This window comes from Ruegeria sp. Ofav3-42, assembly GCF_022347725.1.
Taxonomy (GTDB): domain Bacteria; phylum Pseudomonadota; class Alphaproteobacteria; order Rhodobacterales; family Rhodobacteraceae; genus Ruegeria.
This window is the reverse complement of sequence record NZ_JAKRGB010000014.1, coordinates 48,091-62,063: the sequence shown is the minus strand read 5'-3', so window position 1 is coordinate 62,063 and position 13,973 is coordinate 48,091. Positions and strand designations below refer to the sequence as shown.

The 13,973-nt window shown below is 57.0% G+C and carries 10 protein-coding genes; 4 read left to right on the top strand and 6 right to left on the bottom strand.

Annotated features, from left to right (window positions below):
* Positions 1-41: 41 nt before the first annotated feature.
* Positions 42-2,225, top strand: a complete 2,184-nt coding sequence (locus MHN28_RS18630; RefSeq protein WP_239344080.1) for an esterase-like activity of phytase family protein — start codon at positions 42-44, stop codon at positions 2,223-2,225.
* Positions 2,226-2,571: 346 nt separating this feature from the next.
* Here the strand turns inward: MHN28_RS18630 and MHN28_RS18625 are convergent, their stop codons facing one another.
* Entirely contained in the window at positions 2,572-5,019 is a 2,448-nt protein-coding gene (locus MHN28_RS18625; RefSeq protein ID WP_239344079.1) for a transporter substrate-binding domain-containing protein, read from the bottom strand.
* A 329-nt stretch (positions 5,020-5,348) separates the two neighbouring features.
* Here MHN28_RS18625 and MHN28_RS18620 point away from each other — a divergent pair, with 329 nt between their 5' ends.
* From MHN28_RS18620 to MHN28_RS18610, 3 genes are all read left to right on the top strand, one after another.
* A complete protein-coding gene (locus MHN28_RS18620) occupies positions 5,349-5,978 on the top strand; it encodes a response regulator transcription factor (RefSeq protein WP_239344078.1) in 630 nt (209 codons plus the stop codon).
* Positions 5,979-6,137: 159 nt separating this feature from the next.
* Positions 6,138-7,799: an arylsulfatase gene (locus MHN28_RS18615; protein ID WP_239344077.1), complete on the top strand. Its 1,662-nt coding sequence runs from the start codon at positions 6,138-6,140 to the stop codon at positions 7,797-7,799.
* 68 nt (positions 7,800-7,867) lie between these two features.
* Positions 7,868-8,875, top strand: coding sequence for a haloacid dehalogenase-like hydrolase (locus tag MHN28_RS18610; RefSeq protein WP_239344076.1), 1,008 nt, complete (start codon positions 7,868-7,870; stop codon positions 8,873-8,875).
* Between the two features lie 334 nt (positions 8,876-9,209).
* On the opposite strand, the gene MHN28_RS18605 is transcribed toward MHN28_RS18610, so the two are convergent.
* The 5 genes from MHN28_RS18605 to MHN28_RS18585 all read right to left on the bottom strand — a co-directional run bounded on the left by MHN28_RS18605 (position 9,210) and on the right by MHN28_RS18585 (position 13,949).
* Positions 9,210-9,677: an Hsp20 family protein gene (locus MHN28_RS18605; RefSeq protein WP_239344075.1), complete on the bottom strand. Its 468-nt coding sequence runs from the start codon at positions 9,675-9,677 to the stop codon at positions 9,210-9,212.
* 122 nt (positions 9,678-9,799) lie between these two features.
* The gene (locus MHN28_RS18600) at positions 9,800-10,615 is read right to left on the bottom strand and encodes a serine protease (protein WP_239344074.1); all 816 of its coding nucleotides are present in this window, start codon (positions 10,613-10,615) and stop codon (positions 9,800-9,802) included.
* Positions 10,612-11,406 (bottom strand): serine protease, encoded by a 795-nt coding sequence (locus tag MHN28_RS18595; RefSeq protein ID WP_239344073.1) that lies wholly within the window; start codon positions 11,404-11,406, stop codon positions 10,612-10,614. Before MHN28_RS18595 ends, MHN28_RS18600 begins: the two co-directional genes overlap by 4 nt.
* Positions 11,407-11,524: 118 nt before the next feature.
* Positions 11,525-12,844: a glycolate oxidase subunit GlcF gene (glcF, locus tag MHN28_RS18590; protein WP_239344072.1), complete on the bottom strand. Its 1,320-nt coding sequence runs from the start codon at positions 12,842-12,844 to the stop codon at positions 11,525-11,527.
* A gap of 4 nt (positions 12,845-12,848) precedes the next feature.
* Positions 12,849-13,949 carry an FAD-binding protein gene (locus tag MHN28_RS18585; protein WP_239344071.1) on the bottom strand — a complete coding sequence of 367 codons (1,101 nt, stop codon included), beginning with the start codon at positions 13,947-13,949 and terminating at the stop codon, positions 12,849-12,851.
* Positions 13,950-13,973: the final 24 nt, after the last annotated feature.

Sequence of the window (13,973 nt, the reverse complement as noted above, 5' to 3'; positions counted from 1 at the left end):
GTTCATCCCCCTTTCATCCAAGTGAGAGAGGATACCAACCGATGTCATTGCGCTTTGTCTGCCTGACATCTGCCCTTGCCCTGACCGCCGGTCAGGCTGCGGCAGAAATGAACTTCAACCGAATTGCGTCATTCCCCGTCGTCAAGAATATGGCCGACGGGGCCGATACCACCCGTGAGACCTCACCCGAGATCATCGCGGCGACCGCGGATGGTATGACGCTGGTCTATACTGACAGCCCGTTGGGCGTGATTGGCATGGTCGACATCACAGATCCTGCGAATCCCGCGCCGCTGGGTGCGATGGAAGTGGGTGGTGAGCCGACCTCGGTTGGGATCATTGGCGAGACGGCTTTTGTGGGCGTGAACACTTCGGAAAGCTACACTGCCCCGTCCGGCAAACTGATCTCGGTCGATATCGCGGGTAAGGCCGAAACCGGAGCTTGTGATCTGGGCGGTCAGCCCGACAGCGTCGCCATCGCCCCTGATGGCAGCTTTGTTGCCGTTGCCATCGAAAACGAGCGTGACGAAGACCTGAACGACGGCGTGATCCCTCAGCTGCCCGCCGGGTCGTTGGTGTTGGTGCCAATGAAAGACGGCGTGTTGGATTGTGGCGGCATGAAGATGGCCTCGCTGACCGGTCTGGCCGAAGTTGCCCCCACCGATCCTGAGCCGGAGTTTGTCGACATCAACAGCCTGGGTGAGACCGTCATCACCCTGCAGGAGAACAACCACATCGCTGTCGTCGACAAGGACGGCAACGTGATCAGCCATTTCTCGGCCGGCGCGGTTGATCTGGAGGGCATCGACGCTACAGATGAGCGCGGCGCGCTGATCTTCACCGAAAGCCAAAAGGGTCGCCTGCGCGAGCCTGATGCGGTGAAGTGGATCGACGACAACCACTTCGCCACCGCCAACGAGGGCGACTACGAAGGCGGCTCGCGCGGTTGGACGATTTTCCACAAGGACGGCACCGTCGTTTATGAAAACGGCACCGATTTCGAGAAAGCCATCATCCAGATCGGCCACTACCCGGACAAACGCTCGGACAGCAAAGGCGTTGAGCCGGAAAGCGTGACCGCTGCAACCTTTGGCGGCACGCCGATGATCTTTGTCGGGGCCGAGCGCGCCTCGGTCGTGGGTGTTTACGACGCTACCGATCCTGCGAACCCGGTGCTTAAACAGCTACTGCCCTCGGGCGTCGGCCCGGAAGGCTATGTAGCGATCCCCGAGCGTAACTTGCTGGTGTCCGCTAACGAAAAAGACCTGATCGAAGATGGCGGCCCGCGTGCGCATGTGTCGATTTTTGAGTATCAGGACGCCCCCGCCAACTATCCGCATCTGACCTCGGAAGGCGCGGATGAGCTGATCGGATGGGGCGCTCTGTCCGGTCTGGTCGCGGATGAAGACGGCATGATCTACGCGGTCAATGACAGCTTCTACGGCTTCCAACCGTCGATCTTCAAGATCGACCCCAGCCGGACTCCGGCCCGTATCGTGGACGTGATCCGCATTCACCGTCAGGACGGCAACCCGGCGCAGAAGCTGGACCTTGAGGGCATCACGCTGGATGGCGAGGGTGGCTTCTACGTCGCCTCCGAAGGCCGTACCGACCGTGTCATCCCGCATGCGATCTACCACGTCTCGGCCGAAGGCAAGATCAAGGACCGCAAGGGCGAAATCGGCCTGCCACCAGAGCTGATGGCTGTGGAAAAGCGTTTCGGCTTTGAGGGCATCACAAAGGTTGGTGACACCCTGTGGATGGCCGTTCAGCGTGAATGGAAGGACGATCCGAAACACCACGTGAAACTGGTGGCCTACAATCTGGACACCAAGGAATGGGGTGCTGTGCACTATCCCAAGGCGGACCCGGAAAAAGGCTGGGTGGGCCTGTCGGAAATCGTGGCCTTTGGTGACCATGTCTATGTCATCGAACGCGACAACCAGCACGACCACCGCGCGGTAACCAAAAAGATCTACCGCATCCCGCTGTCCGAGATGACCCCAACCCCGCTGGGCAGCCCGCTGCCTGTGGTCAGCAAGCAAGAGGTCCGCGACCTGCTGCCCGATCTAGCCTCGACCGGCGGTTACGTTTTGGACAAGATCGAAGGTTTGGCCATCCTGCCATCGGGCGAGGCGTTCGTGATGACCGACAATGACGGCGTCGACGATGCTTCGGGCGAGACGATGTTCTGGTCAATTGGGTCGGTTACGGCTGGGAATTAAGCTACTTTCTAAACGTTGAGGGACCCCGCACGAAATTGTGCGGGGTCATTTTGTTTCTTTGGTCGGCTTTGAGCCCAAAGTGTCAGATGCTGTATCAAGTGCAAATTAGCGCTAAGCGCGCAAAGTTGACGTTTTCGTCGGCGAGGCAAATGCAACGAGAATTTAGGCCTTTATGGACGCTTTGGAGCTCAACCGCTTTTAGGCTGGCCACTTTCCAGAGGTTTCAGCTTTGCCTCGTTGATCCAAAAAAGACCAATTAGCGCCGACATCGGGTGCACAAGGCGACCCCAAACAGCGTTTAGTCTCAGGCTTCACCAGATTAGTCTTTGGGACGCTGCTTGTGCTGTCATAAGTTGCTTTCAGATGGGCTTGTGACCGCCACGTCGTCACTTTGACGGTTTTGTTCTGTAGCTGGCAGAGTGAAATAGAACCGGTTTCCACCTTCTTTCATCCCAGCGGCTCCGGCAGTGCCGCCCAATCGCTCGGCGATGCGTCGTACAATAACTAACCCCAACCCATGCCCTTGCACTCCATCGGTGTTCAGACGACCGAATGGAACAAATAGCTGACTTATCTCATCTGACGTTAGCGTGGGTCCGTTGCTGGTAACCCAGTAACGGGCAACGTCTGGAGACAAATACTCGCCGCCAAGTTCAACCTGCGCCGGGCGTTGAGCGTATTTGAACGCGTTGCTGAGATAGTTCAGCCAGATCTGTTCGACCCACGGGGCATGACCCACGGCATCGGGCCAGGTGTCGGGCAGGGAAATTTCTGCTTCGGCCTCTTCCCACATCGGTTCCAGAACCTGAAGGGATCGGTCAACGATTGACTGCGTGTCGATTTCTTCGGTGTCGATATCCTTTGTCGAAACCATGGACATCAACAGCAGATCATCGACCGTTTCACCGCTCGACCTGAGGGTTTCCAGGGTTTGTGCCAGCAGCTTGTCCTGCTCCGGATCGAAGTTCCCGGAGCGGTACTGCTTGAGGATCTCGACGAAGTGCGACGCAGCGGCAAGGGGTGATTTCAACCCATGTGCGATGGTGTGGGCATAAGCCTCCAGATCCGCGTTCATTTCATTGAGCCGGGTATTCTTACTCTGAAGATTGGTTTCTGCCGCCACCCGTCTGCTGACTTCGCGAGAGAGCCGGCGGTTCCAGTAAACAATCAGCGCCGTTACCACGAGAAGCGGAACCAGCACGCGCCATAACAAGCTGTAGTCGAAGCCCTGCTCGTAGCGGAACGCGATCCAACGCTGCCGAAACGCGGAGATATCGCTTTCAGGTATGGCGTTTATGGCTTTTTGCATGATTGACGCCAACGTAGCTTGATCGGGGCGGGTGGCCATCGCAAGACGTGTGGAATAAGGTGTTTCGCCGACAACCTTGATCTGGGTCAGACCGACTTCTCCCAGATAATAGCTGGTTGTCAGAAGATCGCCGACAAAGGCATCGACATTCCCCAATGACAGCTCACGAACGGCTTCCGCCGAGTTACCGAATTCAACAAGTTCAATCGATGGAAACTCATTCGAAATCTGCGCTGCAACCGGATCGCCTGTCAGAACGGCGACGGCTTTCCCGCTCAGTTCCTGCAAGTCGGACACGTAAGGTGTCGCGGGGCCCGCGAAAATTGCGACGGGAAGGGTCATGTACGGCGCGGTAAACGAAGCGTTTCCCTCTTGTTTCGGCGCACGGCCAAGCGCGGCGACGAGGTCGGCGATTCCGTCTTCAAGCTGCCGAAGAAGCTCTGTTGACGTTGGGTAGGTCGAGATCTCGAATGTGACAGGCAGAGCTTTCTCGATCCACCTGAGTATGTCGATGGAGACGCCCTGTGCTTGCCCCTCTGCATCCGAAAACCCTATCGGTGCCATTTGCCCATGCGCGGCCACGTGAACGACTGGGTTCTCGGCCAGCCACGCGACCTCTGCATCGCTCAGCGAAAGCATCGCCTTTTGTTCCGGTGGCTGATCGAGATTTACCCACTTCTTTCTGATTACCAGATGCTCTTTCTCGGTAATCGAATCCAGCGCCTTGTTGAGAATGGCGACGAATATCGGCCAGTCATTCCGCACTCCCATGTGCCAATCCGAGGGCTTGTCTATTTGACTGCTTGCCACCTTGAGATTGACAATCTTCAGACGTCGAATTTCATGCGCAGCTGTCGCTATGCCAACGACGGCGGCATCCGCTCCGCCGATGGCAACGGCCTCAAGCGCTTTGGCGACATCGTTAAAATAAGCCGGGATGATCTGCGGGTTCGCCTTCATCGTCTTTTCAGCCAGATTGTGACCTTCGACAAGCGCGACGGTCTTTCCGCTCAGCGCGTCAACGTCTGGAATTGACTCGTATCCCACCCGAGTGAAAATCCCGTCGCCAAATCCCGAGAAATATCCGTCGGAAAACAGCAGAAACTCCTCGCGCTCAGGCGTGATGTGGAGGCCGGGCAGCAGATCGAGGGTCTTGTGCTTGGCGCGTTCCGTCAGTTGCTTGAATTTCGGTTCGACGACATGCTCGAATGTGATACCCAGGCGCTCGCCAACGACCCGCACATAGTCTGGCATGACGCCTTTGTATTCCCCATTCTCGTCGATGTATTCCCATGGCGGAAATCCGGGATCGACACCAAGACGGATTGTAGGATGTTCGGCAAGCCACTCCAGTTCATGATCTGTCAGATCGAGTTCAGGCGATTGCGCCCAAGCTGAGACAGCCGACACCAAAACGCCCAATCCCGCTGCCACAACAAAAACCGCATGTCTGACACTGGCGTTCAGAACGTTAATCCGGAGCATGGTCACGCATCTTTCCCTTCCCGCGCCTTCCGGCAAGGTTTTGGTTGCTTGCACCTGCATAACAGCCCTGATTCAATTCGCAAAATTCTAAACAACAGATTAAGTATGTCAGGGAATGTGATCAGGAACTTTTCGAGAATCCGGGACTGTGATTGTTCCCAGGCGGGCGTTCTTCGGGAAACTCCTGTTGTTCTCCCACATCGTCAATCCGGCCACAGCACCGTATTACGAAAGTGATAAAGAATGGGGGTCGGCAGCCCATGAGGAGAATAGACTACCGCGCGCCAACCTATATTCTGATCTTATGCCAACGTAACCTGAGGGCCATGATGCCGCTGAGAGTTCTGCACGCCGATGACCACGCGATGTTCAGGGAAGGGATCCTCTTTTTCCTGCGGCTGATCGACGAGTCGGTTGTTGTGACCACGGCCAGCACGTATCAATCGACGCTTGATCAACTGGCAATTGGCGGGCCGGTAGATCTGCTGCTCTTGGATCTGTCGATGCCAGGCATGGCAGGGCTTGAAGGTTTTTTTGCCATCCGTCAGGCCCATCCGGACCTGACCATAGCGGTGCTGTCCGGCGCCAACGACGCACGAACCGTTCAGGTGGTTCTGGACGGTGGTGCGCGCGGGTTCATTCCCAAACTGGCCAGTTCCGAGGAATTGTTAAGCGCCCTGCGCAGGATCGTGGATGGAAAAACCTATGCCCCCGAAGCAATGCTGTCATCACGTGCCTCCAGCCATCACCTCGGGTGTGGATCGGTCGATTTGACCGACCGTCAAATAGAGATTTTGACGCTGCTGGCGGATGGAATGCCCAACAAGATGATCGCGCGGGCGCTTGGCATCACGGAAGGAACCGTGAAGCAGCATCTCAAGCTTTTGTTCCGCCGCCTCGGGGTCAAAAACCGCGTTCAGGCAGTCCAGGCCGCAAGACGTCTGGAATTGCTGGACTGAATCCCGGCCACATACCCCCAAAAGTGATACTCCCCTCCCCGGAATGGGAATGTAAGGGCTCCTCCGGTCGCCGCATACTTGCCTCAGGAAAGACCCGCCTCGGCACTGTTTCGAATTTGCCGGCGTCGGGAACGGATCAGTTCAGGGAGCAAGAAACTCATGAAACTCAGACCATTAACACTCACACTAGCGGCGTCACTGCTTGCTGGTGGAGGTGCGTTTGCCCAACAGGACAAGCCCAACATCATCATCATCACCGGTGATGACATCGGCTGGTCGCATTTCGGTGTCTACAACAACGGCCTGATGTCGGTGGAAACACCGAACATCGACCGCATCGCCACCGAAGGCGCGATGTTCACCGATTACTATGCCGAAGCCAGTTGTACGGCGGGGCGGGCCAATTTCATCACCGGCCAACTGCCGCTTCGGACTGGTCTGACGACAGTAGGACAGGCCGGTCAGGAAATCGGCATGCCTGATACCTCGCCGACGATTGCGTCGGCTCTGAAGGATCAGGGCTATTCCACCGCGCAGTTCGGTAAGAACCACCTTGGCGACAAGAACGAATACCTGCCGTGCGTGCATGGATTCGATGAGTATTTTGGCTGGCTCTATCACCTCGACGCGATGGAGGACCCGTTCAATCGAACCTATCCGAAAGAACTTCTCGACGAAGTTGGCCCCCGTAACCTGGTGAGTTGTGTCGCAACAGATACAGACGATCTCACCAACGACAAACGCTGGGGCCGGGTCGGAAAGCAGAAAATCACCGATGAAGGCCCGATGCCTCCTGGGCCGAAGGGGACGTCCGGCGACACCTGGACAACCGAAGGGCATGATTTCAAATACGACATGACAATGATTGACGATGAGGTCACCCGCAGGACGACCGAGTTTATCGACAAGGCCCATGCGGGCGACGAGCCTTTCTTTATCTGGGTCAACCCGGCGCGGATGCACGTCTACACCCATCTGGCCGATGAATATCTGGACAGGATCACGCCCGAAAACGGCTGGACCCTGCAAGAGGCCGGCATGGCCGAATTCGATGATGTCGTTGGCACGATCCTTGCCAAACTTGATGATCTCGACATCGCCGACAACACGATCATCGGTGTCACCAGCGATAACGGGGCCGAAGTCTTCAGTTGGCCGGACGGTGGGATGACGCCTTTCCGTGGAACCAAGGGCATGATCCTCGAAGGCGGCTTCCGCTCGCCTCTGGTTCTGCGCTGGCCGGGCAAGATCGAAGAGGGCCGGGTTATCAACGACATCGTCTCTGGGCTCGATTTCTTTCCGACACTGGTCGCTGCGGCTGGCGGTTCGGCAGACATCGCGGCAGACCTGAAAGACGGTGCCACGATCAACGGCAAGGAATACAAGGTGCATCTTGACGGCTACAACCAGATGGACCTGTTGACTGGCGAAGGAGAGTCCAAACGCCGTGAGGTGTTCTACTTCGGTGAAGCCGATCTTGGTGCCGTGCGGGTTGATGACTTCAAATACATCTTCATCGATCAGCCCGATGGTTGGTTCGGCGAGAAAGTAACGCTCGACTGGCCAAAAATGGTCAACCTCCGCCTCGACCCTTACGAGCGCTGCATCGATTTCGATGACTGCCCCGCGGCAATGATGAACTGGTGGGCGCATGAATTCTGGAGGTTCGTTCTGGCGCAAAAGGTTGTGGGCGAGTTGGCGAAGACATTCATCGACTTTACACCACAGCAGGCACCGGCATCGTTCAACCTTGACCAGGTCAAGGCAAAGATCGCCGAAATGCGACACAAAGGCGCCAAAGCGTCGGCCGTTCAGAACTGATCTGCAACGAAAACGGGCGCCCGCTTTCTCAGGGCGCCCGTTCCCCAATCAAAAACTCGGAAAATGCTATGACACAGCAATTCAGATCTTTCTCGATGATGCGAATTCTCGGGTTGATTACCCTGATTTCCGCCGCTCTGATATTCCATCCCGCTCTGGCCGCCGACGATCCGTTGCCATCCTGGAATGACGCCGAAAGCAGGAAGGCTATTGTCTCCTTCGTCGAGCGGGTCACTGATATGTCTTCGGACGGGTACGTCCGGCCAGAGGACCGCATTGCCGTGTTCGACAATGACGGCACCCTGTGGAATGAAAAACCACTCTACATCCATTTCTTCGCCATCGTTGATCGCATGAAGGAACAGATGGCCGCTGACCCCACCCTGAAGGACCGCGAGCCCTACAAGGCGCTGGCGACGAAAGACAAAGCCTATTTTACCGATCTCAATGAAAACATGGCCTTCGATACACTTGTGGGTGATCTCATGGCCGTTCCGTTCGGTGGTATGACCACCAAGGAGTTCGATACCTGGGGGCGCAGCTGGCTTAAGGGATGGAAGCACCCGAAATACAATGTTGGGTATCAGGACCTGGTTTATCAGCCGATGGTCGAACTGATCCTGTTTCTGGAAAGCAACGGCTTCCAGGTCCACATTTTCACCGCGGACGAAGCCGCATTCCTTCGTCTGGCAGCAGAAGAAATCTATGGCCTGCCCACCGAACAGGTGCATGGATCGTCGGTGCGGCTGGAGTATCTCGTTGAGGGTGACGAAGCCAACCTGATGCGGACCTACCGCATGGACTATATCGACAACTGGGACGCCAAACCCCGTCTCATCAATCAGGTTCTCGGGAAACCACCGATCTTTGCGGCAGGCAACTCCAACGGCGACCAGCACATGCTTCAGTATACCGCTTTGAATGGTGGTATGTCCGTGCTGGTTCATCACACCGATGGCGAACGAGAAGACAAATACGATGCCCACACCGACAAGGTCATGCCTTTGGTTCAAAAGGAGAGCTGGACTGTCATTGATATGGAGAACGACTGGAAGCGTGTTTTCCCATATCAATAAGCGTCGCAGTTTGTCGGAAAGGAAAACTGACGGATGTCAGGGAAGGGAAGGCCACATTGGACCTTCGCATCCACAAATTTCAAAGTTCAATTTGGACAAAGAGATCGCGGGTAGTGAAATCCGCGATCTCAGACGCCCCACTCGAAGATTTTGCCGCGATAGTCGCGATGGATAGTTAGCTGCCATTGGGTCACGCGCGGCGAAAGCTCGCTTCGTCCACACAGCAAACATCTCGGTCCTACAAAAAAACAACGCCCCGCGTCTGGAGGAACGCGGGGCGTATGGTGCGATAATCCAGAGAGGAACGATTATCGCGGCGTGGTGATCAACCGCCTTAGTTCACGGCTTTGGCGTCGACCACGTCTTTTTCGATGGCCTTGGCCGAAGTGATCTCGATCCGGCGCGCTTTTAGTGCTTCGGGCACTTCACGCTTCAGGTCGATGTTCAGCATACCGTTTTCGTGGCTCGCGCCGGTGACGCGCACGTGATCGGCCAGCGCAAAGCGGCGTTCGAACGCGCGGGTGGCGATGCCACGGTGCAGATAGCTGCGCTCTTTGTCCTCGGCGGCTTTCTTGCCGGCGACGACCAGCGAGTTTTCCTTTACTTCGACCGACAGGTCATTTTCCGAAAAACCGGCGACAGCCACAGAGATACGATAGGTGTCGGCATCGGTCTTTTCGATATTGTACGGCGGATAGCTGGGCTGAGCCCCGTCATTTGTCAGAACGCGATCCATAATGTCGGCGATCTGGTCGAAACCAACGGTGGCGCGGTGCAGCGGTGCAAAATCAAAAGTACGCATGTGTCATATCCTCATATCAGAGCGATGTACGTTTTGCCCTCCGTTCGGACGGGCGATGAGTTGTGCCAGGCCCCGTTCGTGGCGACCCGGTACAGTTCACATGGGTAGCGGTTTGATTGAGTTCAACCCCCGCCGGAGCTGATGAATTTGGCACCTGTATTCGACTTGCCCGAGCCGACCTGCAACCGGCGGATTGTCGCCTGTGGTCGGGGTGCATCACGCCGTAAATCTGCCTTGAGATCAGACACTATTTCAGCCAATTCCATCCCATATCCGACTTTCCTGCGGCCATCCCATCCCACGGCGGAGACAACGGACAGTATTTGCCAGCGTGGTCCGTTTTTGGTCAGAATGGCCGACCCTGACGACCCGAACGTTACATCGCAGTTAAAGCTGATGATACCCTGTGCTCGTTGCAGGATTCTGCAAGACCGTTGACGCGTAATCGCCTCGGCTCGCCCCCGCCCATAGGACGCAACGCTGATTTCATTGCCTGAGACCCGGCCACTGTGCAGGGCAAAGGGATCGGCTATGGAATAGGGGATCGGCTCTTCCAGACGCATCAGAGCCACATCAACACGAACGCGCGGGGCCGACACCGGTCCGTTCGCGACAAAATCAGGGTGGGCCGCAATCTGGACGACTTTGCGGTCAGCCAGAGAGTCGCCGTTGCTCAGCCCAGCGCGGAATGTCACCTTCCCCGGCGGGTATGGCTTGCCTGTGGCCTTGTCCATGGCACAGTGCGCTGCCGTCAAAACCAGGTCCTGCGCAATCAGAGTACCGGTGCAAAACCCCTGTTCGCCTATGTCCAGACGGCCGACCGCCTCCCACCCATAAAGATCGTCGCGATCTGTCAGCTTGCGCTTGACGCTTTGGGCATATGAGGCTGAGGCAGATATCGAAAGAAATAAAAGAATGTTCAGAATGTAACGCATCATGGTTTGATGAACCTTGCACCTATGTTCCGTCTCGTCCCGCCCTGCGACGTGGACGCACCAAATCCGCGACCGGCGGTCAGCTCTGCCTGCAACAGTTCCAAAGCGTTCTCGACCGCAGTGCCGACAGCGACACGCTGCCCGTTGTATTCAGCCTTGGCCGCAACCACCGAGACGATGCGCGGCCGGTCCCCTTCAAAGGAAAACACGGGGGCGCCCGAGGACCCGAATTCGACATCACAGGACAGAATCAGAACGTTGGACCTTCGGGTCATGACCGAGCACACTTCCTGCAGCGACGGCGCCTCGGCCCGATCCTGAGCGTAAGACACAACACCAACCTCAGCACCGCGCGAGGGGCGTTTTCCGGTCTCGAACGGGATCACCGTCGTGTTCCGGATCGGTTGCCACAGCTCGATCAGTGCGATGTCGTTGTACACGCGAGAGGCCGTGGCCTCAGAGCTGTATTCATAGTCCGGGTGGATAACGGCCTGACGCGCGGCACGGTAAGCCGATGCCCGCCCAAGGCGCCAGGCGGCAAGAAACTCGACCTCGGACAGGTCAACGCGCTGACCCGTAGCCTTGTCAAAAAGGCAATGTGCGGCTGTCAGAACAAGTGTCGGAGAGATCAGCGTTCCAGTACAAAAACCCGCACCGTTCTTGATATCCAGCCGACCGACGGCCATCCAGGCACGGCCAGCATCGGTGGTATCCAGACTTTTCAGCCCAGTATCCTGGGCTGCGGCGACCATTGGCATCAAAGCCAGCGCCAATGCTATGATCCAGTTTCGCAAATGGCTCTCCGGCTTTGCTGTTGGCATATCTTCGTACGCCCAGCGTGCGGCGAAAATAGGGCGGTTTTGCCATGGCCGAGTTCGCCCGGAGACTGATGCGCGGCTGCATCAGCCGCCGTTACTTTAGGATTGGCACCTCAGGATTGGGCCTTTGTTCTTGCATCGCCCGAGGCACAGGGCCACCGGTTGCCCAATCCAACAACTCGACCGTGTGCAAAATGGGCAGGCCAGTACCCGAGCCGATCTGCATCATGCACCCTATATTGCCCGCAGCGATCACATCCGGGTTCTTTGCCTCAAGCGTTCTGACCTTGCGCTGTTTCAGCTTGCCCGAGATTTCAGGCTGCATCAGGTTGTAAGTTCCGGCGCTACCGCAACACAGATGGCTGTCCGCAGGTTCGACCACGGTGAATCCGGCTTGTTTCAGCAAGGTTTTGGGATGCGTTTTGATTTTCTGGCCGTGCTGCAGTGAACAAGCCGCATGGTATGCTACGGTCATTTCTTTGTTTTTGCCTTCGGGCATATCCAGCTGCACAAGTAACTCGCTGATATCCATCGCAATCGATGAGACCCGAGCAGCGTCCTTGGCCATAGAATCATTTCGGAACATATGGCCGTAATCCTTGACCGTAGTACCGCAGCCCGACGTATTGATGACGATCGCGTCCAGCCCGTCAGCGTCCATTTCTGCGGTCCAGGCTCTGATATTGGCTTCCGCGGCTTTGTGGCTTTCGCTGGTTTTGCCCATGTGATGGGTCAGTGCGCCACAGCACCCGGCCCCGTCGGCCACCACGACCTCGCACCCCAAGCGCGTCAGCAATCGGATTGTAGCGTCGTTGATGTCGGTGTTCAGCGCTTTTTGCGCACATCCGGTCATTAGCGCCACACGTTTGATACGCGGACTTTTGGAAGCGAAGGTCTGCGGGTCGTCATTTCGACTGACCGGCGGGATGTGCTTCGGGGCCATATCTAACATCGCGCGCAATCGCGCATCCGGCATCAGGAAACGGAATGGGCGACCCAGCTTCGCCCCGATCAAGGCCCAACGGAATCGCGTCGGATAGGGCAGGATCTGCGCCAAAACCCAGCGCAGCGCGCGATCCGTGAATGGGCGCTGGTAGTTTTCTTCGATGTATTCCCGCGCGTGATCGACCAGATGCATATAATGCACGCCCGAAGGGCATGTGGTCATGCACGCCAGACAGGACAGGCAACGGTCGATATGCTTGACCGTTTTCTCATCGGGGACACGCTCATTCTCCAGCATATCCTTGATCAGGTAGATGCGCCCCCTGGGGCTGTCGAGTTCATCTCCCAGAACCTGATAGGTTGGGCATGTGGCTGTACAGAACCCGCAATGGACGCAGTTTCGAAGGATCTCATTTGACCGCTGGATCGCCGGGTCTTGCAGCTGTTTTTCGGTGAACGTCGTCTGCATCAGCCTACCCCATCAGTCCCGGATTGAACAAACCGCGCGGATCAAATCTTTGCCGAAGTCCTTTAGTTAGAGCCGCAATACCAGCGGATTCCGGTTGATAACGCCCCAAGCGCGTCACGGTCTCGGGGTCGGCCCGTACAATCGTGGCATGGCCATCAAACGAACCCATTCGCGCCCGCACGTCGGTTCCATGCGGCATGAGAACCCAGATCAGCCCCCCTCCCCAATCGAACAACGTCCTGTCAGCCTGGATGCGCGCGGCAATTTCAGGGGCATCAGTAGGTTTGATGGAAATCCGCCAGACATCGCCTTCCTGCCCGTGAAAGGCGGACACGTCGCGTATTGCCGACCAAAGGGCTTCGGGTTGCGCAACCTCGGCAACATCGCCGAGACCCGACAGCACGCCCTTCAATTGTTCTGACCTGTAAGCCACCGAGTCTGAGAACCCTTCGAGACGCAACAAAGCGCGGCATTCTTCAGGATCAAAGGCGGCGGCGCTTACTTCAAACGGGGATTTCAGAGCGGCCGAGAGAGCCTGAACTCCGACAGCGACGTCAGGAACCGCAATGGACAATGTTGCTGAGGCTTCCGGTTTGGGCAGCACCTTCAACGACACTTCGGTCAAAACACCCAGCGTCCCCCATGAACCCGCCATCAGCTTGACCAAGTCATAGCCGGTTACGTTCTTCATCACCCGGCCGCCATTCTTGACGATTTTCCCCATTCCGTCGACGTATCGCACGCCTAGCAGGAAGTCGCGGCACGCACCTGCCTGAATGCGTCTCGGGCCCGAAATGTTTGCTGCGACGACTCCTCCGATCGTCGGCGTACCATTGGTGCCCAACAAACCCCGGTGGTCCATCGGCTCAAACGCCAATTGCTGACCTTCCGCTGCCAGTGCGGCTTCGATCTCGGCCACCGGCGTTCCCGCTTGCGCGACAAGCGTCAGTGCACCGGGTTCATAAAGGGTGATGCCGCTCAACCCGCTGGTCTCAATCACAGCGTCCGGTCCAGCAATTCCCCGTGTGCCGCCGCCGGCAACACGCACCGGTTCATTCAGGCCGGCCACCATGTCGGCCAGTTCGGCTTCTGTCTCAGGTTTCATCACAATTCTTCTTTGTTAGAGCCG

Excerpts from the sequence above, each read along its gene's own strand:
- MHN28_RS18630 (WP_239344080.1), top strand. The coding sequence starts at position 42 with ATGTCATTGCGCTTTGTCTGCCTGACATCTGCCCTTGCCCTGACCGCC.
- MHN28_RS18625 (WP_239344079.1), bottom strand. The coding sequence starts at position 5,019 with ATGCTCCGGATTAACGTTCTGAACGCCAGTGTCAGACATGCGGTTTTT.
- MHN28_RS18620 (WP_239344078.1), top strand. The coding sequence starts at position 5,349 with ATGCCGCTGAGAGTTCTGCACGCCGATGACCACGCGATGTTCAGGGAA.
- MHN28_RS18615 (WP_239344077.1), top strand. The coding sequence starts at position 6,138 with ATGAAACTCAGACCATTAACACTCACACTAGCGGCGTCACTGCTTGCT.
- MHN28_RS18610 (WP_239344076.1), top strand. The coding sequence starts at position 7,868 with ATGACACAGCAATTCAGATCTTTCTCGATGATGCGAATTCTCGGGTTG.
- MHN28_RS18605 (WP_239344075.1), bottom strand. The coding sequence starts at position 9,677 with ATGCGTACTTTTGATTTTGCACCGCTGCACCGCGCCACCGTTGGTTTC.
- MHN28_RS18600 (WP_239344074.1), bottom strand. The coding sequence starts at position 10,615 with ATGATGCGTTACATTCTGAACATTCTTTTATTTCTTTCGATATCTGCC.
- glcF (WP_239344072.1), bottom strand. The coding sequence starts at position 12,844 with ATGCAGACGACGTTCACCGAAAAACAGCTGCAAGACCCGGCGATCCAG.
- MHN28_RS18585 (WP_239344071.1), bottom strand. The coding sequence starts at position 13,949 with ATGAAACCTGAGACAGAAGCCGAACTGGCCGACATGGTGGCCGGCCTG.